The following is a 19,562-nucleotide window of genomic DNA, read 5'->3' on the forward strand; positions in this document are numbered from 1 at the left end:
CTCTCCATCCCCTATATTGGCAAAAAAGAGTAGGTGTTTTCTATGTCTAAGCCGTAAAAGAGAAACACCGCCTAGGCCCCACCTAGGTGTATACCTTTTTTGTCTCAATTATATAACCATCTCATACTCTATTATAATAATTAATAGACTAAAATATCTAGTGTTATCTGATAATTTTAAACTATTTAACGTTTTATTTCATAGAATTCTTCTGTCATAAGGGTAAAAAGCATAGTAGTAAAGCGGAATTTGGAGAAGAATTCCAATTTGATGTTATCCCGGAAAAACTTCTATTTTTATGTTTTATCTTTGGAAACTAGTGAAATTCTATTTTTGTAACATCTAATTTGAAAAAATAGAGTAAATAACAAACAAATGATAAGATTATTCTGAAAATAAAACAGGAGGGATACCAATGCTTACAAAAGAAAAAATAGCAAACTTATTTCGAAATTTTTCTACGAATGAATGTAAAGGATCGAGTCCTTTATACGAATACTTATCAATAAAAATTTCTGAAGATGAGGAAGTTCTTACGTTAGCTTCCTACGCAAAACCTGGTCAACCGGTTCCGAACTTATTAGTAGGTGCGGTCCATTATTTATTGTTAAAAGGAAAAGAGCACAGTTTAAAAAACTATTATCAAAGTTTAGTTGGAAATGCTCATATAAATTTTGAAAATGCCTTTTACCAATTTAAAGATTTTTGCCATGTATATAGAGAAGAAATTATCTCTTTATTACAAACGAAACTTGTTCAAACGAATGAAGTAAGACGATGTGCCTATTTATATCCAAGTTTCTGTTACATATTTAACAAAGTGAACAAACCATTGGCGTTAATAGAAATTGGTACAAGTGCGGGATTACAACTATTTTGGGATCAATATCGTTATTCATATGGAACAGAAGAAGTGTATGGAAATAGACAATCAAATGTTCATTTACAATCAGAAATAAAAGGGGAAAAGAAGCCATCCTTTTTAAAACAAAGTCCACCTGTTGTAGAAAGAATCGGACTAGATTTACATGTGAACGATTTAAATGATGACGAAGATTATTTATGGTTACGCGCGCTTATTTGGCCAGAACATAAAGAAAGACTTGAATTATTCGATCAAGCAGCAACGCTTGTAAAAGAAAAATCAGTGCAATTAATTGAAGGGGACGGTGTAGCACTTCTTCCGGCCATTGCAAATCAAATAAGGGAAGATGCTGTAATCTGTATTTTCCATACACATGTAGCAAACCAAATACCTGAAAATGTAAAACATACGCTAGAAAAACAAATTAAAGAAATTGGTGCAAAACGTGATGTATTCCACCTATATAACAACATGTGGGACCGGGACCTTCATATTGATTATTATATTAACGGAAACGAATATTGTGAAACTGTTGGGGAAACGGAAGGGCATGGGAGATGGTTTAGTTGGAAGTTGGGGGATGAGACGCTTTGTTAATGTAATCCTATAGGATGGGGACTTTTTGTTTTAAAATTAAAAACTTTTGATTAATATGATAATAATTTATGATATGTTGTATATAAGGATAAAATAAAAAGGATGATAAGCATGCAAAAGAGACCAGAAGCAAATGAATATAACCCGTATTATTCAACGTACATAAACTTAATACCAGATGGAGATATCATACATATTCTAGAGCAACAAATGAAGGAAACGAATCTTTTATTGAAGGATATTTCTGATAGTGAGGGACATTTTAGATATGCTCCTAATAAATGGAGTATCAAAGAAGTAATCGGTCATATTGCGGATACTGAACGTATTATGGCGTATCGATTGCTTTCCATAGCAAGAGGCGAGACAGCAGAACTTCCTGGATATAACGATGATATGTATGTTCTTAGAGCAGCTTTTGATAAGCAATCTATGCAAGATCTTCTTGAGAATTTAACAGTTGTTCGCCAATCTACTATGCATTTGCTTAAAAGTTTAGATAAAGAAGCTTGGTTACAAAGTGGAATTGCGAACAATTCTGAAGTCACGGTTCTTGCATTAGCAAACATAATTGCTGGTCATGAGCTTCATCATCGTCAACTTATAAAAGAACGTTATTTGGGTTCTAAGGCATATCCAGCATGTTGAAATATGAAAATAAAAAGAGAATGATTCATAGGGAATTTCTGAATTATTCTCTTTTTATTTTTCTGCTATCAGTGGAATTATAAATGTTTTTTTACAAGGTCTATTCCTTCTCGTTTATGCTAATAGGGGGCACTATACATGCCCATCCAGCTAAGGATGGGTATTGGGGTTTGTGTAGCAATGGAGCCAAATCACGCAATAAGCATTAGCGAACATTAGAAATAGTAAAAATGCCACTTTTTCCTGTTAAAACGAGGTGATTTTAAATTTCAAATTCTTCTTTTACAACAGTCGCTAGTCCATCAATTGATTTACGTAAATCTGTTGCCCCTTGTGCAAGCTATACCTTTTCAATTGTGATTTCTGACAGCTTATTTATTAGTAAATTCATCGGGAGTCCAAGTAGCGATTTCATTTCCAGGTACAGCAACTACAAGCCAATCCTCACATTGTACCCCAGCTTGCCAACATTCATAATAGTTATGAAAACCATTTACAAACAAGCTTTGTCCGCTCTCAAGTAGGATAAACAAATGTGGAGTTTCCTTACCTAATTGCACGTCTATAACTTTTTGCCTTCTTATTTTAAAAATTCTATTATATTCTTCTTCCTCGGAATAATCGTCAAATTCATCCTCATTAGACGGGTACTTTTCTGGTGGATTATTAAATAAAAACCATTTCGATTCGATGTTGATATATAATTGCCCATCATAATCAACTACAGCTTCAAAATTTGTAAAATGAATTTTTATAGTTGTTGGAGAAATACCAAATTGCAATCCATCAACTTGTGCTCCTATGAAGAGATGCTTTAATACATTTTCAGCATAAAGTTTGTCTTCTTTGTTCATTATACGAATCATCCTTTCTGTAAAATATATATTATATTTTTATTGTAATAAATAAATTTTTATGTAAAATGAACTTTTTATGAGAAACGGACGAATATAGTGTGAAGGATCATGAGAGGGGAACGTAATTTTGGATGAAGTAGAATTAAAAGAATGGCTATATAAAATGGAGTCTGGGGACAAAGAAGCCTTTCAAGTTATTTATAAATTAACAAGTAAAGATATTTATAGCACAGTAGTATTTTTATTAGGGAATCAACACCAAGATGTAGACGATATAGTTAATGAAGTGTACATAAAAATGTGGAAGTCTGTAACGAATTATGATATGAACCGTTCATTTCGTTTTTGGTTACATGGACTAGTTGTCAAGCAAGTACAAGATTGGCGTCGTAAATCATGGCGACGATTTCGAATCTTTGAAAAGAAGAAAATGTATGAACAAGATCGGTCTTACATAATGGATGAAGGTATTTTACATAAAGAAACACGTAGTGAATTAGTGGAAGTTGTACAAAAATTATCTTATAAGCATCGTGAAGTTGTTATTATGCGTTACTTCCATGAATATAGCTTAGATGAAATTGCCGCACTTCTTCAAATCCCTGTTGGTACAGTGAAATCTCGATTACATATGGCACTAAAACGATTAAGAACAGAAATGGAGCATATGCCAGCCAGAAGAGAGGGAGAAGTAAATGGATTTTGAAAAATATATAACGGATGAATTGAAAAGAAAAGCAGGGTCAATCGAACCAACTACTAATTTAGAAGATCAATTACAAACCTCTTTTCATAAATACCAACAAATGAAAAAGAAAGGGAAAACTTCTATGAAGAAAAAGTTATTACTTGGCTTTGTAGCAGCGGCGGTTCTTATACCAACCGGTACTTTTGCGGGTACAACAATAATCGATAAAATCTTAGGTACACCTGAAGAAGCGAGAAAGGATATGGGAATGTCAGTGGAAGGTTATACAGGATTGATGGAGAGGATAGAAGTTGCTAAAAACTTATTTGCAAAAGAGGACTTTGAAAAGTATGTAGAGTTATTACAAGAAACATATCATTTTTATAAGAAAGTTAGTGTCGTAGAGAACGGCGAAAGAAAACATACAGCTATAGGTCGTTTAAATACTGATGAAGAAAAAAGAGATAGTGAGGTAATGGAAGAGCTAAACAAATATGAGGAAAAAATAAATCAACATTTTACATATACATTTGAACAAACAGGAGAAATAACTGGTTTTCCAATAAAGCGTCCTAGCTATATTCCAAAAGACTATGTTCTTATTTCAGAAGAGGCAAAGGCAGATGCCACAGTAGGAAAACCAAGACCTCTTATTACAATGAGGTATGAAGATAGTAATGTGAAAAAGGGACCAACTACATCAGATGTGGATTTAGGGTTTAGACTATACCAATCTGGAATATTCGATGATAATAAAGATTATATGGATAAACCGTTTGATCAAGCAACTGAAAAAGGTCCACATTATTATAAAGATATAAAGACTTATCAATTAAAAGGATACGATATTACGTATGGGGAATATAAAGAATCCAATGTACGAGCTATGAAAATAGTGGTTCCTGCAACAGAAGGGAAAAATGCATACCAAGTCTATATAAATGGTAGTACATTATCAAAAAAAGAACTTGAGAAAGTTCTCCTTTCGGTAGTTGAATAGTGTACTAAATCTAAAGAATAAATATGAAGTAATGAAAAAATTGGATTTTATTGAAAGATAAAAACCACTTCATAATATTGTTATGTAAACAAAAATGATGAACGTACAGCTTGTTAAATAGTTCAATATTTTTGATTTCTCTCTGGCTGCATAAGTATGATGTTTGTAGGAGGGGATCATATGAGTATACACAAAAAAATCATAGCGATTTCAGGAAGTATTAGGGAAGGATCATCCAACACAAACATATTAAAAACTTTAGCGGCATTTATTCCAGAAGGTATAGATTACACTATTTATAATGGGATAGAGGAACTACCTCATTTTAACCCGGATGTAGATCGAGTTGGAGCACCGGTTGTTGTTGAAGAATTTCGAAAGACATTAAGTGAAGCTCATGCACTTATTATTTGTACACCAGAGTACGCAAAAAGTATTCCAGGAGTTTTGAAGAATGCTTTAGAATGGCTTGTTTCATCAGCGGAACTTTATAAAAAGCCAGTTGCTATTATAACAGCTTCACCGTCGATTGCTGGAGGGGATAAAGCCCATGAATCATTATTACTTACGCTAGGTATGCTAGATACAATTGTCGTTCAAAATGGCTCGCTATTAATCCCATCTGTGCGAACTAAATTTAGTGATGATGCAAAAGTAACAGATGAGGATACAAAGAAAGCTCTTAGCTCTTTAGTTCAAAGTGTAGTAGACGAGATAAAGAAATAATGATTTAGTTCGTATTAAGGTAAAAATGGGACTTTTATAATAAAAAAAGATAAAGGCAATGCTACGGTTAGTTCAAATGTAGCATTGCTTTTTTATATAGTTAAATATATGTACTCAAAATCTCCCCAGGTAATCCATCAACCTCACATACTTTCTCAGATGTAAAACCAACGTTTATTAATATTTTTCGAGAGGGGATATTGTTTGGATCGATAATTGCCTTTAGTACGGTTACTTCTGTCTGCTTCGCTATTTCAATTAATTCTCTTGCAATACAACTACCATATTTTTTTCCCCAGTGTTCTGGCAATAGCATATAACCAAGTTCAGCTTCTTTAAAATCATCCTCATTTACTGTTATATGTCCAAGTCCGATAAATTCATTTGTAGCACTGTCATAAACTTTATACGACCCAAGCAGTTTATGTTTTTCATTACGTATTAACAATTTTTCATAATCATTTTGCGCTTCTGTTAACGGAATAGCACGCTCCGTAATTTGTGCCATCACTATTTCATTTGAGACAAGCTGGAAGTATAGATTAAAATCTGTTGCTTCAAATTTTTTAAAATGTAGCTTATGCATATGCGTCCTCCAAACTAATTTTCATGTGTTCTTCAGAAAAGATAAAACGATCGTTAAATAGTGATTTCTATTTGATTGCCTTCTGGATCGCTTATTACACTTTCGGAATAAACGATCCAGTGAAACGTGGTCCATTTAATAAAGGATAACCTGCTTCTCGTTTTTGTCAGTGCATTCACACGTTCTTCACTTTCAACAGAGAATGTCATATGTGCATAACTAGTAATATTAAGGTTAGGCTCATTTTATATACCTTTTTACGCATGAGTTCAAGCCTTGCTCCAGATTCGAACGTAATAAAATAAGATTCAAATTGTTTTGCTTCGTTATGGTATAAAGAGTTTGCCTTGTCGTTGAAATACTTCGTATAAAAAGTACGCATTAATTCTAAGTTATATACCCAAATGGCTATATGTTCGATTTTCATTTGTTTCAGCAATCCTATCTTTATGTAAATTAATAAATATTTACTCTGTAATAATTAGCGAAGGTGAATAACACTAATTAGATGTTCACTGTATTAAATTTGCAACCATATTGCAAGAAATAAGAATGGGCGTTAGGAGAAATCAAATGATAATGATTTTACTAAAGGAGTTTGTTAATTTTTAGGTCACAACATGCATACAATGTCTAATTAAGTGAATTACGTACGTAACAATTGCAAATAAGGAGGGACTAATTTGTGGGGCAAATTGAACAAATGATGATTGTCGGCATTTCTATGTCTTTTATACTATCTATTATGATATTAGGGTCTTCATATTATAATCCTCGTCTTTGGCTAAATGATTATCCGAAAGATATTCAAAAAGTAGTTTTGCCAAAATCGATAAATGAAAAAAAGCAAACATATTATTTCGGAATTATTTACAATATTATTCTCTTCGGAACGCCTTTAGTTTCTACGTATATACTACATCAACATGAAAAATTATTGTATATTGAGGCCTATTTACATACTTTTGGGATTGTAATGATTTTCAATTTAGTAGATTTATTAATAATCGATTGGCTTATTTTTTGCTGGATTACCCCGAGGTTTGTTGTTATTCCTTGTACGGATGGGATGAAGGGATATAAAGATTACATGTTTCATTTAAGAGGGGCTATAGTGGGTACTCCATTTTTAGCAATTGTAAGTTTATTTCTGGCAGGAATTGCGACAACTATTTAGTATAAAGAAGAAAGATAGGAAACGTTTATATAAGGTAAGGAGATTTATAATTTATAGAATTAAAAATGAGAATTTGATACTATTGAAGCAAAGGGTTCTAATAGCGGTATATTAAGCGATATAAATATACGGTTACTAATGTTTTGATATTCCATGAAATCACCTGATTTTATGGAAGCATTTGATAGAACTCGAAAAAACGCAATGGAGGCTAATATGAAAAAGATAATTGGCGCAGCAACAGCAACAGTTCTTGGATTGGGGGCTTTTACCACATCTGCTATCGCAGAAACTATCGTAACAGCGGATGTACTCAACGTACGTGAAAAGCCAACTACGGAATCAAAAGTTGTCGAAAAAGTAAAAGAAGGACAAAAGTTAAAGGTCATACATACTGAAGAAGGATGGTCAAAAATTGATTTAAATGGTAAAGAATTGTTTGTAAGTTCGGAGTATACAAAAGATATTTATCATGTAACAGCAAACCTATTAAATGTACGTTCTGAAGCAAACACAGAATCAGAAATTCTTGGCAGACTGAAAAAAGATGATGTAATTGAATCAACACATCAAGTTAAAGATGGATGGCTACAATTTGAGTATAAAGGAAAAACAGCTTATGCAAATGTTTCTTTCCTATCAAGTACAGCACCAAGTGAAAAGAAAGCTGAAGAGAAAACGAAGAAAGTAGCGAAAGTACAAAAAGCGGTAAAAGCAAAGGAAGAAGCAAAAACGCAGAAAGTAGCAAAAGCACAGGAAATAGCAAAGCCTAGGGAAGAAGCAAAAGCACAGGAAATAGCAAATTCTAGGGAAGAAGTAAAAGTACAAGAAGTAGCAAGGCCTAGGGAAGAAGTAAAAGTACAAGAAGTAGCAAAGCCTAGGGAAGAAGTGAAAGTACAAGAAGTAGCAAAGCCTAGGGAAGAAGTAAAAGTACAAGAAGTAGCAAAGCCTAGGGAAGAAGTAAAAGTACAAGAAGTAGCAAAGCCTAGGGAAGAAGTAAAAGTACAAGAAGTAGCAAAGCCTAAGGAAGAAGCAAAAGCACAAGAAATAGCCAAAGCAAAAGAAGAAGCGAAAGCGAAGGAAGAAGCAAAAGCACAAGAAATAGCCAAAGCAAAAGAAGAAGCAAAAGCACAAGAAATAGCCAAAGCAAAAGAAGAAGCAAAAGCACAAGAAATAGCCAAAGCAAAAGAAGAAGCGAAAGCGCAAGAAATAGCCAAAGCGCAGGAAGAAGCGAAAGCGCAAGAAATAGCCAAAGCAAAAGAAGAAGCAAAAGCAAAAGCAAAAGCACGAGAAATAGCAAAGGCTAAGGAAGAAGCAAAAGCAAAAGAAGTAACAAAGGCACAAGAAGTATCTAAAAATAACACACAGTCTGCTAAACGTGAACTAACGGTAGTAGCGACAGCTTATACTGCTGATCCAAGTGAAAATGGTACATATGGTGGACGCGTTTTAACTGCGATGGGGCATGATTTAACGGCTAATCCGAATATGAGAATTATCGCAGTTGATCCGAAAGTAATTCCATTAGGATCAAAAGTATGGGTAGAAAATTATGGTGAAGCAATCGCTGGTGATACCGGAAGTGCAATTAAAGGTAATCGTATTGATGTTTTAATGGGTTCAAAAAGTAAGGCAATGAATTGGGGAAGACAAACAGTTAAAGTAAAAGTTCTATAATAACGATAGTTATCCAAAAAGAAGTCAGTTCTCTTTATTGAGACTGGCTTTTATTTTTTTGGTTAGTGCAACTCATTGAAAAACTCTGTTGACCTGGCCTAGGATTTTTAAGAGATTTATTACTAAATCTTCACCAAAACTTAAATTAAATATGAAACTTGCATCATGTCTATAAAATGAAACTATATTAAGAACGAGGTGAGTTTAATGTTTATTTAAATGAGTTTGAGGTGTGGAAATATATATTTGGTATCACGAAGATGCCGGAATTGAAGAAATAGCCACAAGTTTAAAAGAATTTATTATAAAAACCATTCAGAAAGATAACGACTTTTAGTGTTCTCTTTCTTATAATAAGGTGGATCAGATTTATATTAAGCGAGGATGGAATATGACAACAGAATTATATGGCACACATTACACTGAAATAAAAGGGTATAGAGTAATTGAAGGGAAAGATTCATATAATCATTACTTTGGTGGTCAAGATTGCAATTTGCCAGTATGTAAGCTATGCGGTGAGAAGATGCATCAAATTCTCTGTTTTGATTTGAAAGATGAGAGGGTTGCTGAATTTAAAAGTGGTGAATTAAATGTTTTACCATTAGTTTCTTGTCTGAACTGTGCGATGGTGTGGGAACCTCAATATTTTCAGTTAAGTAATGGGGGTAAAACAGTTCAAATAATAAAGCAGGATAATACGGAAGATTGGGTAATGGAAGATGAGGATAAGCTACCGGTTCACCTACTAAAAACGAATGTAAAGTTAACGAATATGAAAAATGAAGATATACCTACTGATGAAGATAGTTACTGGGAAGCTTTCGACTTGTTCGGTTCAGAATATGTTTGTAGATTATTAGGGGCACCATTATATGAAGATCTTCCAGAGGATTTGGCATGTCCAACTTGCTCTAAAGAAATGAAGTATGTTGCTACAATTACACAAGATATTGAGGAGCGGAAACTTATTTCAGTAGTTGATTTCCAGTTCGGGGAAATGAATATATATTTTTACTTATGTAAAGATTGTTCAATTATAAAAACCGAAATATAAAGCACATAACGAAAATAAGACTGACATATTCTGTCGGTCTTATTTTCGTATCGCAACATCATTAAGAATCGCATGAAATATATCTTTTTGCGTGAAAGCATCTGTAAAAACAGTCTCCCTATTCACTACAATTGTATCGTGAGGATTATACCATTTTCGTAATGAATCCTCTCCAAACTCAATTCGTTTTTCTCTTGTATTATGGCGTCTAATCGTTTCCTCTAATGATAAATCGAAGTAGTATGTATATGCGTTTCCGTCAAAATGCTGTATTAATTCTTTCAGCATATCACCGTATCTACAACTGTTTAAAATACCTTCTAAAATAACAAATTCGCATTTTCCTTTTCCATACTTCGTAATTTCGAATAGTAAATCATGAGATAAGTTACCCATTGTGTCGTGTACTTTTAGCATATCTCTACGCACGACATCTTGTGAGACTAGTAGTGTACCTTGCCCGAAATGTTCTTGCAGTTCCTTTGCGATTGTTGTTTTTCCACTTGCGGAGTTTCCCCGAAGGATAATTAAAGTTGATTTTTGTATAGGATTAGACATCATATATTTCCCCCAACATCTTTGATTGTATAGAAAATTTTAACAAATAAAGGGAGGAAAGTGTATAATCAATATGATAGAAATAAAAAAGGTTAGAGATAGATGGAAGATACATTAAATAAAGTGTAGCCGATTTGGAATTGAATTTGGTTTCGGTATTTAGGGGCATTTTTAATTGTACAATTCATCTTTATTACTTGTGATGTTACTGAATGGAAACCAAACTTTAGACTAGGCGAAGAGTTCTTTAATAGAATTTTAAATTCTCAATTTTTCACGGAATGGTTCACACCATATAAAATCTCGCAATTTAATGTATTTACAGTATTTTTTGCGATAACATTACTATCATATGCACTAGTAGGTGCAAGTAAAGATGTAATAGTAAAGAAAAATATATAGGAACAATAGAGGTGTCACATGCTTTTTCAAAAAGGAGCTTTATTGGTTAGGTACGTAATAGAAGATGACGCACCAATCATTTCTAAATGGCTAACAGACCCAGAAGTTTTGCAGTATTACGAAGGGCGAGATAATCCGCAAACTGTAGAAAAGGTGCTTAATCATTTTATACATAATCCAAGTAGTAACGAAAAAAGATGTTTAATAGAATTTGATGAAGTGCCGATCGGATACATTCAAATGTACCAAGTTGATTCTGAATGGAAAGCGTTATATGGATATGAAGAATCGCATAATGTATGGGGGATGGATCAATTTATCGGAGAACCGACTTTTTGGGGAAAGGGAATTGGCACAAAACTTGTTCAATCAGCAAGTACATACATTATGGAGAGTTTAGGAGCAGAAGCGATAGCGATGGACCCTAAAGTAAATAACGAACGTGCGATAAAGTGTTATGAAAAATGCGAATTTAAAAAAGTGAAGATTTTAAAGGAACATGAACTGCATGAGGGAAAATTAGAAGATTGTTGGATGATGGAATATAAACAATTATAATGATTTATGAAAGGGCTTATACAAACAAAGGGGGATGCGCGAAATGAAAAAAGCATTAATAGTAATTGATGTGCAAGCAGGTATGTATACAGCAGGAATGCCAGTACATAATGGGGAAAAGTTTTTAGAAACATTGCAAGAGCTTATTGAAGAATGTCGCTCAAATGATATTCCGGTTATTTATGTCCAACATAACGGGCCAAAAGATCACCCGTTAGAAAAAGGTACAGATGGCTGGAAGGTGCATGTGGCAATTGCACCACAAGAGGTTGATAGTATTGTTGAAAAGACGACGCCAGATTCATTCCATAAAACAAACTTAAACGAAGTGTTACAAGAAAAAGGGATTGAGCATGTTATTATTTCAGGAATGCAAACAGAGTACTGTGTGGATACGACAACGCGCAGAGCGTTTAGTGAAGGGTATAAAGTAACATTAGTGAGTGATGCGCATAGTACGTTTGATACAGATGTATTGCGTGCTGAAGATATTGTGAAACATCATAACTTAGTGTTTGGAGCATTTGCTGATGTTGTTACGTTAAAAGATTTGAAAGTGGCTGTCTCTAAATAAGAGGCAGTTTTTTTATTTGAAGATAACGTATCAAATATTGTCGGTAAGTTTATATCATTTCATGTACCGAAATGATAGTACAAAAAAAGGAGCCCACATGATTAAAAAGGGAGCTCCTTTATCAAAACGTTACTTTTTCTTATCTTTATCCAACACATTTTGTTCTTCAGCAAACTCCGTACCATATGCAAACCGGCGATTAATTCGAATGTTATCATTGTTGTGCCTTGTGTGGGAATTAGAAAAGCGATGGACGATTACTTCTGATAATGTAAAGACGATGGCAGAAAGGATACTGCCCCACGCAATTTGCATGTAGTTGTCTAATAAAATATTACCGAAAATCCAAACGCTTAAATACGTAAGTAAGAAATCCGTCATAATGGCAGCGGAATTGCCAATTCGATTTAAAATAATTTTATCAACAAACATATAAGAAACGATTGTGACGAAGAGACTAAAAGAAATGATTTGGACGAACGTTGCTGGGAAAAATAGAGCTAGTCCGATACTAAAAGCGATGATGCATGATATAAATTTGATAAGTATTACAGTAATATCACTCAATATTTACACCTCCCATTTATACATAGTTTTACAATAAATTCAGGAGTTCATACATTGGAACGGTTTAATTTATATAAAACTTTATCATGCTGAAATTTTATCTAAATATTAAAAAAACAATTTAAAAATGTTATAGTGAAATGAGAGCGTATGACATTTTTAGGTAAGGGGGAATCCGGGATGTGGATTACTTCAGAAGTAGAAATTCCAGATGAGTTAATTGATCACCTTGAACAAGGGAAGTTAGTATTATTCGTTGGAGCAGGAGTTTCTATGAAGGGGAAATCAAACTTGCCGAATTTCGATGATTTAGTTGATGAAATTTCGAAAGCTTTATATGTCGAAAGGCGTGAGATGACAGAACCCCACGATTATTATCTCGGTAAAATTGCGAAAACGAAAGATGTGCATCAAGTTGCAAGAGACCTCGTTAATATAGAAAAATCAAAACCAAATCCATTACACTATGCGATTCCAAGGCTGTTTCCGTTAGATACGGATGTTCGAATTGTAACGACAAACTTTGATCAACATTTTACGTCTGTAATTACAGAAATGAATAGAGAGCTGAATATTTATTATGCACCTGCTTTACCGACAGGGAGAGCGTTTAAAGGGTTGGCTTACATACATGGGAATGTAGAACAAGAGAAAGAAGCTTTAATTTTAACGGATGGTGATTTTGGAAGGGCTTACTTAACAGAAGGATGGGCGAGACGATTTTTAGTTGATTTATTCTCAAATTACACTGTTTTATTCGTTGGGTATAGTCATAATGATCCTGTAATGAAATATTTAGCAACAGGCTTACCACCGAGTACAAGGCGTTACGCTTTCGTCGCACAAGGTGATAATACATATCATTGGGAGCATTTAGGGATAAGACCGATTGTGTATCCGAATAAGGCAAATAATCATCAGGCACTTGTGAAAGCAGTGAAGCGGTGGGCGGAATTAATGGGGGATAATTATATTACGAAAAGAATGCGTATTCGTGATATTGTAACCGTTCCTCCATCAGTAGAGCAGGAGCAATTATCCTATATAAAACAGTCAATAAAAAAAATTGAAACTGTTCGGTACTTCGTTGAATTTGCTCGTGATTATGAATGGGTGGAATGGCTTGAAGCAGAAGGGAAACTAAGAAATTTATTTCTGCTTACAGCAAATTATGATGAAGTAGATGAATTGCTTGCGGAATGGTTAGTGGAGCAATTTCTATTTAGTCATCAAAAAGAACTATTTCAATTGATTTTTAAAAATCATTCTAAAATATCCCCGTTATGGTGGCGAACAATTTGTACTTACTTAAACGAAACGAAAGAAACGATGGACCCTTTGTTGTTTGCAAGATGGACATTGCTTTTATTAGAAACAGCAGAGAAAGATAGTAGCTCTATTGAAATAATCACATATTTATTGCAAAAATGTTCTTTCCCTGAGCATAAAGAAATTGGCTTGTTGCTATTAACGTTTATTTTAGACGGAAAACTTAAACTGAAGCGTGTAAGAAGATGGGGAAATGATACGCGAGAGTCGATTGAACTCGAGGAATCGAGTCGTATACCGATGCCTATTTTTTCTCATGTGGAGCGAATTTGGAAAGAAAAAATGAGACCGCATATTACTTACTACGCAAATCCAATTATGGTTATGGGATTAGAAAAGATACAACTATTGTCATTAAGACAACATGCACTGAAAAAAAGAGATAGAGAAATTTCAGAGCAGGAGTTACAGCAAAATGATTTTACATTTTTAATTCAAATTGTAAAAGAGTGTCTTACATATTTATGTGAAAACAATGAGAAAAAAGCAAATTATTATATTACAGAAATGATAGAAACTGATAGTGTACTTCAAAAGCGAATTGCGATTGAAGCAATGATTAATAATGTATTCGTTACAGCGGATGACAAACTGAAGTGGTTGATACATGCAGATGTTCTGTTAGATTTCACATGTAAACATGAAGTGTTTCAACTTGTAAAGAATTATTACGCAGATGCTTTAGAAGAAACTAAAGAAGAAGTAATTCAACATGTATTAGAGTATCTTGCAGAAGAGAGGACGTTTGATGCTTGTCTTGTATTGGACTTACTATTCACGTGTGATCCGAATAGTAAGTCTACGGGGGAAGGATACGAGCTAATGAAGCAGAAACACCCTCATTTTTCTTCAAATCAATACAGTGTTCCAAAGAAAGAGTCAAATGAACAACGTATTACATGCAATGTAACAGCTGATGGATTACTGCAGCTGAAAGACGATGAAATAATGGAGCAAGTTCGGCAATTTTCAAGAGACGGTGTTTTTGAACAACGCCATTTTTTAGAGATGTTATCAAAAGCGTGTAAATTGAATGTAGAGTGGAGTATTTCGTTTGCTTATCAACTAGTAGGCGTGCACGAAATTAGTAATGAAGTATGGTTTGTTTGTATTAGAGAGTGGCGAAATAATAGGAATTTGACGAATGAACAAATTCAAAAGATTATACCGTTATTGCAGAAGTTTGTTAGAAATACTGCTTTTCATTGGTTAATTAGTAGTTTTCTATATGAAATTAGTAACCGATTAGAAGAGTTAGATGAGAATAGTATACGGATTGTAAAACGCTTTGCTTTTTCTGTACTTCCACAAGTTATGAGAGGAGAATCGGATTTTAAGATTGGAAAACAAGATTTTTACAATGAATCTATTCAGCACCCTGTCGGGAAGATGACTGCTGTATTACTAAAATTGTTAGCATATGATCATTTATACGATCGCAACGTGTATGAATATTTATTTTTATTTGAGGAGCAGGTAAGGGTTACTTCGGAAAGAACGAACTTCATGTTTGCTCGTTTAACAGCAGATATTACGTTTTTATACCATATTGAGAAGCAATGGTGTCGAAAAAATTTATTACCTTACTTAGATTTAAAGAAAGAAAGTGAGCTTACGAAATATGCGTGGGCGGGATTATGTTATACGCAAATTAATGTACCTTTGTTTACAGAAATAAAGAGATATATTAAGTATGCGGTAGAACATTTAGATGCACTACATCCATATACGAGAGAAGCATTTTTAAAATGGCTTAGCTTTGTATTTATTAAATGCGTATTATATTGGGAGCAAAAAACAGATTGGTTATATCCACTTTTGATGCAAGAAAACGAAGAGAATAAAATTAAATTTATGCAGTATTTATGCTACTACGTAAAAACTTTAAGTGGTAAGGAACAACAAAAATTTTGGACAGCGTGGCTTAGTGTGTTTTTAAGAGAACGTCCGAAAATGGGCGTAATATCAACGAGAGAATACATGATGCTTTTACGTATTGTTTTATGCATGGATGAGATTTTAGAAAAAGGACTAAATATTATTTCGAGTAAATTTCAAGGTGTGGAAGGACAATGTAATCAAGAAGAAATGAAACAGTTGTTTATAGAGATACTTGAAAAAAAAGAGAGTATGAAAGCGTATAAAGAATTGTATGCAAATGTGTTTTTCACTTTACTTCAGACGTGTCAAGAAGCCGATTTACTTGAAAGTGAGATCATACAAATAAAAGAACTATCAACCAAGTATGGAGTAGAAAGACATGTATTAAATTTAATAGAAAATGAAATAATTCGCATCGGAATCGTAACGGAGAATTTACAAGAGGGATCATAGGGCGAAAATGGAATTTTAAAAAATAAATAAAAAGTTGTTGACAGTGTTTTGAAAAGCGTTCTATAATACGAATCATACTTATTCAATTTCAAAAACATTTGAATAAACAAAGTGCAATGAAGAGATCACAGTAGTGGTTAGTCTTACTGTAACAGAGAGCTGGTGGTTGGTGTGAACCAGTACAGGGATAATCATGAATTACAGTCTTGGAGCATCTTTTTCGTAGTAAAGATAGTATTGTCTTTATGAAGAAAGAGCGGTCAAATGATCGTTAACAGTGAAGAGAGGTAGACGGAAAGTTAGTCTACAACTAGGGTGGTACCGCGATAAATATCGTCCCTACTGATTTATTCAGTAGGGACTTTTTGTATTTTAATGGTCCAACTTGAAAATAAAATATATATGCGTTGAAAGGAAAAGGAGTAGTTGTTGTTTCCCTGTAACAGAGAGCTGGTGGTTGGTGCGAACCAGTACAAAAACAAGAGCGAATTACAGTCCTGGAGCATCTTTTTCGTAGTAAAGATACTATTGTCTTTATGAAGGGAAAGACGGTCAGATGATCGTTAACAATGAAGAGAGGTAGACGAAATAAGTCTACAACTAGGGTGGTACCGCGATAAATATCGTCCCTACTGATTGAATCAGTAGGGATTTTTTGTACAAAAAAAGTGATTTTTAACTAGTAGATAGTGTCTTTATGGTAATTATTAGTTTAAAATAAGTAGAGGTATCGATTCCACGAAACAATTGTATAATTTATCAGTTCAGAAAATAGAGAATTTTACATTCTCTTACTATACTTTTAAAACATTAGAGGAGGATTTCCAAATGGCAAATCATGAATTAGATCAATTACGTAAACAGGTAGATGAAATTAACTTACAACTATTACACCTTTTAAACAAACGCGGTGAAATCGTTCAAAAAATTGGAGAGCAAAAACAAGTACAAGGTACGAAACGCTTCGATCCAGTACGTGAGCGTGAAGTGCTTGATATGATCGCAGAGCATAACGAAGGACCATTCGAAACGTCAACGGTTCAACATATTTTCAAAACGATTTTCAAAGCAAGCTTAGAATTACAAGAAGATGATAACCGTAAAGCATTACTAGTTTCACGTAAAAAGAAAAAAGAAAATACAATTGTTAATGTTAAAGGTGAATTGATTGGAAACGGAACACAAACGTTCATTATGGGACCTTGTGCGGTAGAAAGTTTAGAGCAAGTTCGCCAAGTAGGGCAAGCGATGAAAGATCAAGGACTTAAATTAATGCGCGGCGGTGCTTTCAAACCGAGAACATCTCCATACGATTTCCAAGGTTTAGGAGTAGAAGGTTTACAAATTTTACGACAAGTAGCAGATGAATTCGACTTAGCGATTATTAGTGAAATTTTAAATCCGAATGACGTAGAAATGGCGCTAGAATACGTTGATGTAATTCAAGTTGGAGCACGTAACATGCAAAACTTCGATTTACTACGAGCTGTAGGTAAAGTTAATAAGCCAGTATTACTAAAACGTGGATTAGCAGCAACAATTGATGAGTTCATTAACGCAGCTGAATACATCATTGCACAAGGTAACGACCAAATTATTCTATGTGAGCGCGGTATCCGCACATACGAAAGAGCAACACGTAACACATTAGACATTTCAGCAGTACCGATTTTAAAGAAAGAAACACATTTACCAGTTATCGTAGACGTAACACATTCAACAGGGCGTAGAGATTTATTATTACCAACAGCAAAAGCGGCACTTGCAATTGGAGCAGATGCAGTAATGGCGGAAGTACATCCGGATCCAGCAGTGGCGTTATCAGATTCTGCGCAACAAATGGACATTCCAGAATTCCATAGATTCATGGATGAGTTAAAAGGTTTCAAAAATAAATTATCTTAATTCCATATCATATATGCGCTGAAGAGGAAAACAGTAGTGCTTATCTCACTGTTAAAGAGAGCTGGTGGTCGGTGTAAATCAGTACAAAGATAAGCATGAATTACAGCCTTGGAGCATCTTTCCCGCCAACTTTTGAAGGGAAGGACGGTCAAACGATCGTTAAAGAAGAAGAGAGGTAGACGAAATAAGTCTACAACTAGGGTGGTACCGCGATAAACATCGTCCCTACTGAGCGCTCAGTAGGGACTTTTTTGTACAAAAAAATAATAAAGGGGCAAGAGAAATGAGATACATTACAGCTGGAGAATCACATGGGCCGCAGTTAACAGTTATTTTAGAAGGTGTACCAGCAGGTTTAACATTAACAGCGGAACATATTAATAAAGAATTATTAAGAAGACAAAAAGGGCACGGACGCGGAAGACGTATGCAAATTGAAACTGATACAGTTGAAATTGTAAGTGGTGTTCGTCATGGGATGACACTTGGCTCACCAATAACGTTAATCGTTAAAAATGATGATTTCAAACATTGGACGAAAGTAATGGGTGCAGAGCCAATTTCGGAAAAAGAAAGTAAAGATATGAAACGTACAATTACAAAACCACGTCCAGGACATGCGGATTTAAACGGAGCAATCAAATACGGTCATCGTGATATAAGAAACGTACTAGAGCGCTCATCTGCAAGAGAAACGACAGTTCGTGTAGCTGCTGGTGCAGTTGCGAAACAAATTTTGAAAGAATTAGGCGTAGAAATTGCAGGGCATGTTCTTGAAATTGGTGGGGTACAAGCGAAACGAATTTCAAACTTACCAATAGAAGAAATTCAAACGGTTACTGAAAATTCACCAGTTCGATGTTTAGATAAAGAAGTAGAACAAGAGATGATGGATGCGATAGATAACGCTAAAAGTAACGGGGATTCAATCGGAGGTATTGTTGAAGTCATTGCAGAAGGTATGCCAATAGGTGTTGGTAGTTACGTTCATTACGATCGTAAATTAGATGCAAAACTTGCTGGTGCAATTATGAGTATTAATGCATTTAAAGGTGCTGAAATTGGCGTTGGTTTTGAAGCAGCAAGACAGCCAGGAAGTAAAGTGCATGATGAAATTTTATGGGATGAAGAACAAGGATACACAAGAAAAACGAATAATGCCGGCGGTTTAGAAGGTGGTATGACAACAGGAATGCCAATTGTCGTAAGAGGTGTTATGAAGCCAATTCCTACATTGTATAAACCGTTAGCAAGCGTAGATATTGATACGAAAGAAGCGTTCCAGGCAAGTATTGAAAGATCTGATAGCTGTGCAGTACCAGCAGCAGGTGTTGTAGCTGAAGCTGTTGTTGCGTGGGAACTTGCAGATGCACTAGTCGAACAATTCGGAAAAGATCGCATGGAATTATTAAAGCAAAACATTTTGCAACATAACAAATACGCAAAAGAATTTTAAT

At 34.3% G+C, this 19,562-nt stretch carries 18 protein-coding genes, 2 pseudogenes and 3 other annotated features; of the genes and pseudogenes, 15 read left to right on the forward strand and 5 right to left on the reverse strand.

The window, feature by feature from the left end; all coding sequences use genetic code 11:
- Positions 1-415 precede the first annotated feature (415 nt).
- Positions 416-1,462 (forward strand): DUF2332 domain-containing protein, encoded by a 1,047-nt coding sequence (locus QCI75_RS12345; protein WP_144506789.1) that lies wholly within the window; start codon positions 416-418, stop codon positions 1,460-1,462.
- Between the two features lie 111 nt (positions 1,463-1,573).
- Positions 1,574-2,110, forward strand: coding sequence for a DinB family protein (locus QCI75_RS12350; protein ID WP_144506790.1), 537 nt, complete (start codon positions 1,574-1,576; stop codon positions 2,108-2,110).
- 371 nt (positions 2,111-2,481) lie between these two features.
- Here QCI75_RS12350 and QCI75_RS12355 read toward each other — a convergent pair whose 3' ends face one another.
- The gene (locus QCI75_RS12355) at positions 2,482-2,964 is read right to left on the reverse strand and encodes a hypothetical protein (protein ID WP_144506791.1); all 483 of its coding nucleotides are present in this window, start codon (positions 2,962-2,964) and stop codon (positions 2,482-2,484) included.
- 130 nt (positions 2,965-3,094) lie between these two features.
- On the opposite strand from QCI75_RS12355, the gene QCI75_RS12360 reads away from it, so the two are divergent.
- The 3 genes from QCI75_RS12360 to QCI75_RS12370 all read left to right on the forward strand — a co-directional run bounded on the left by QCI75_RS12360 (position 3,095) and on the right by QCI75_RS12370 (position 5,381).
- Positions 3,095-3,673 carry a sigma-70 family RNA polymerase sigma factor gene (locus QCI75_RS12360; RefSeq protein WP_353760570.1) on the forward strand — a complete coding sequence of 193 codons (579 nt, stop codon included), beginning with the start codon at positions 3,095-3,097 and terminating at the stop codon, positions 3,671-3,673.
- The gene (locus tag QCI75_RS12365) at positions 3,663-4,655 is read left to right on the forward strand and encodes a hypothetical protein (RefSeq protein ID WP_144506792.1); all 993 of its coding nucleotides are present in this window, start codon (positions 3,663-3,665) and stop codon (positions 4,653-4,655) included. Before QCI75_RS12360 ends, QCI75_RS12365 begins: the two co-directional genes overlap by 11 nt.
- Before the next feature lie 180 nt (positions 4,656-4,835).
- On the forward strand, positions 4,836-5,381 hold the full coding sequence (locus QCI75_RS12370; RefSeq protein WP_144506793.1) for an NADPH-dependent FMN reductase: 546 nt from the start codon (positions 4,836-4,838) through the stop codon (positions 5,379-5,381).
- A gap of 100 nt (positions 5,382-5,481) precedes the next feature.
- Here QCI75_RS12370 and QCI75_RS12375 read toward each other — a convergent pair whose 3' ends face one another.
- Positions 5,482-5,967: a GNAT family N-acetyltransferase gene (locus QCI75_RS12375; protein ID WP_144506794.1), complete on the reverse strand. Its 486-nt coding sequence runs from the start codon at positions 5,965-5,967 to the stop codon at positions 5,482-5,484.
- Between the two features lie 53 nt (positions 5,968-6,020).
- Positions 6,021-6,394: pseudogene (locus tag QCI75_RS12380) on the reverse strand (VOC family protein).
- 258 nt (positions 6,395-6,652) lie between these two features.
- On the opposite strand from QCI75_RS12380, the gene QCI75_RS12385 reads away from it, so the two are divergent.
- The 4 genes and pseudogenes from QCI75_RS12385 to QCI75_RS12400 all read left to right on the forward strand — a co-directional run bounded on the left by QCI75_RS12385 (position 6,653) and on the right by QCI75_RS12400 (position 9,878).
- Positions 6,653-7,144, forward strand: coding sequence for a nitroreductase (locus tag QCI75_RS12385; RefSeq protein WP_144506795.1), 492 nt, complete (start codon positions 6,653-6,655; stop codon positions 7,142-7,144).
- Between the two features lie 216 nt (positions 7,145-7,360).
- A complete protein-coding gene (entB, locus tag QCI75_RS12390; protein ID WP_353760571.1) occupies positions 7,361-8,821 on the forward strand; it encodes a cell wall-binding protein EntB in 1,461 nt (486 codons plus the stop codon).
- A 235-nt stretch (positions 8,822-9,056) separates the two neighbouring features.
- Positions 9,057-9,158 (forward strand): annotated as a pseudogene (locus QCI75_RS12395) (SMI1/KNR4 family protein); the annotation flags it as partial.
- A 54-nt stretch (positions 9,159-9,212) separates the two neighbouring features.
- A complete protein-coding gene (locus QCI75_RS12400) occupies positions 9,213-9,878 on the forward strand; it encodes a hypothetical protein (protein ID WP_144506796.1) in 666 nt (221 codons plus the stop codon).
- A 39-nt stretch (positions 9,879-9,917) separates the two neighbouring features.
- Here the strand turns inward: QCI75_RS12400 and QCI75_RS12405 are convergent, their stop codons facing one another.
- Entirely contained in the window at positions 9,918-10,439 is a 522-nt protein-coding gene (locus QCI75_RS12405; RefSeq protein ID WP_144506797.1) for a kinase, read from the reverse strand.
- A 141-nt stretch (positions 10,440-10,580) separates the two neighbouring features.
- On the opposite strand from QCI75_RS12405, the gene QCI75_RS12410 reads away from it, so the two are divergent.
- From QCI75_RS12410 to QCI75_RS12420, 3 genes are read left to right on the forward strand one after another with little or no spacing between them, the layout of a single operon-like run.
- Positions 10,581-10,838, forward strand: coding sequence for a YfzA family protein (locus QCI75_RS12410; RefSeq protein WP_235676369.1), 258 nt, complete (start codon positions 10,581-10,583; stop codon positions 10,836-10,838).
- Positions 10,839-10,856: 18 nt separating this feature from the next.
- Positions 10,857-11,396 (forward strand): GNAT family N-acetyltransferase, encoded by a 540-nt coding sequence (locus QCI75_RS12415; protein ID WP_144506798.1) that lies wholly within the window; start codon positions 10,857-10,859, stop codon positions 11,394-11,396.
- 43 nt (positions 11,397-11,439) lie between these two features.
- Positions 11,440-11,970: a cysteine hydrolase family protein gene (locus QCI75_RS12420; RefSeq protein ID WP_144506799.1), complete on the forward strand. Its 531-nt coding sequence runs from the start codon at positions 11,440-11,442 to the stop codon at positions 11,968-11,970.
- Between the two features lie 129 nt (positions 11,971-12,099).
- Here QCI75_RS12420 and QCI75_RS12425 read toward each other — a convergent pair whose 3' ends face one another.
- Entirely contained in the window at positions 12,100-12,537 is a 438-nt protein-coding gene (locus QCI75_RS12425) for a YndM family protein (RefSeq protein ID WP_144506800.1), read from the reverse strand.
- A 150-nt stretch (positions 12,538-12,687) separates the two neighbouring features.
- Here QCI75_RS12425 and QCI75_RS12430 point away from each other — a divergent pair, with 150 nt between their 5' ends.
- The 3 genes from QCI75_RS12430 to aroC all read left to right on the forward strand — a co-directional run bounded on the left by QCI75_RS12430 (position 12,688) and on the right by aroC (position 19,561).
- Complete coding sequence (locus QCI75_RS12430) at positions 12,688-16,200, forward strand: DUF4020 domain-containing protein (protein ID WP_144506801.1); 3,513 nt, start codon at positions 12,688-12,690, stop codon at positions 16,198-16,200.
- 107 nt (positions 16,201-16,307) lie between these two features.
- Positions 16,308-16,544: a binding site (T-box leader), on the forward strand.
- A 54-nt stretch (positions 16,545-16,598) separates the two neighbouring features.
- Positions 16,599-16,834 (forward strand) — a binding site (T-box leader).
- A gap of 194 nt (positions 16,835-17,028) precedes the next feature.
- The gene (locus QCI75_RS12435; protein ID WP_001273572.1) at positions 17,029-18,105 is read left to right on the forward strand and encodes a bifunctional 3-deoxy-7-phosphoheptulonate synthase/chorismate mutase; all 1,077 of its coding nucleotides are present in this window, start codon (positions 17,029-17,031) and stop codon (positions 18,103-18,105) included.
- Between the two features lie 9 nt (positions 18,106-18,114).
- Positions 18,115-18,335: a binding site (T-box leader), on the forward strand.
- 53 nt (positions 18,336-18,388) lie between these two features.
- Entirely contained in the window at positions 18,389-19,561 is a 1,173-nt protein-coding gene (gene aroC, locus QCI75_RS12440; protein WP_353760572.1) for a chorismate synthase, read from the forward strand.
- Position 19,562: the final 1 nt, after the last annotated feature.

It is taken from the genome of Bacillus cereus group sp. RP43 (assembly GCF_040459645.1).
GTDB lineage: Bacteria > Bacillota > Bacilli > Bacillales > Bacillaceae_G > Bacillus_A > Bacillus_A mycoides_C.

Excerpts from the sequence above, each read along its gene's own strand:
- QCI75_RS12405 (WP_144506797.1), bottom strand. The coding sequence starts at position 10,439 with ATGATGTCTAATCCTATACAAAAATCAACTTTAATTATCCTTCGGGGA.
- QCI75_RS12350 (WP_144506790.1), top strand. The coding sequence starts at position 1,574 with ATGCAAAAGAGACCAGAAGCAAATGAATATAACCCGTATTATTCAACG.
- aroC (WP_353760572.1), top strand. The coding sequence starts at position 18,389 with ATGAGATACATTACAGCTGGAGAATCACATGGGCCGCAGTTAACAGTT.
- QCI75_RS12400 (WP_144506796.1), top strand. The coding sequence starts at position 9,213 with ATGACAACAGAATTATATGGCACACATTACACTGAAATAAAAGGGTAT.
- QCI75_RS12420 (WP_144506799.1), top strand. The coding sequence starts at position 11,440 with ATGAAAAAAGCATTAATAGTAATTGATGTGCAAGCAGGTATGTATACA.
- QCI75_RS12345 (WP_144506789.1), top strand. The coding sequence starts at position 416 with ATGCTTACAAAAGAAAAAATAGCAAACTTATTTCGAAATTTTTCTACG.
- QCI75_RS12430 (WP_144506801.1), top strand. The coding sequence starts at position 12,688 with ATGACATTTTTAGGTAAGGGGGAATCCGGGATGTGGATTACTTCAGAA.
- QCI75_RS12435 (WP_001273572.1), top strand. The coding sequence starts at position 17,029 with ATGGCAAATCATGAATTAGATCAATTACGTAAACAGGTAGATGAAATT.
- QCI75_RS12355 (WP_144506791.1), bottom strand. The coding sequence starts at position 2,964 with ATGAACAAAGAAGACAAACTTTATGCTGAAAATGTATTAAAGCATCTC.
- QCI75_RS12370 (WP_144506793.1), top strand. The coding sequence starts at position 4,836 with ATGAGTATACACAAAAAAATCATAGCGATTTCAGGAAGTATTAGGGAA.
- entB (WP_353760571.1), top strand. The coding sequence starts at position 7,361 with ATGAAAAAGATAATTGGCGCAGCAACAGCAACAGTTCTTGGATTGGGG.
- QCI75_RS12375 (WP_144506794.1), bottom strand. The coding sequence starts at position 5,967 with ATGCATAAGCTACATTTTAAAAAATTTGAAGCAACAGATTTTAATCTA.
- QCI75_RS12365 (WP_144506792.1), top strand. The coding sequence starts at position 3,663 with ATGGATTTTGAAAAATATATAACGGATGAATTGAAAAGAAAAGCAGGG.
- QCI75_RS12415 (WP_144506798.1), top strand. The coding sequence starts at position 10,857 with ATGCTTTTTCAAAAAGGAGCTTTATTGGTTAGGTACGTAATAGAAGAT.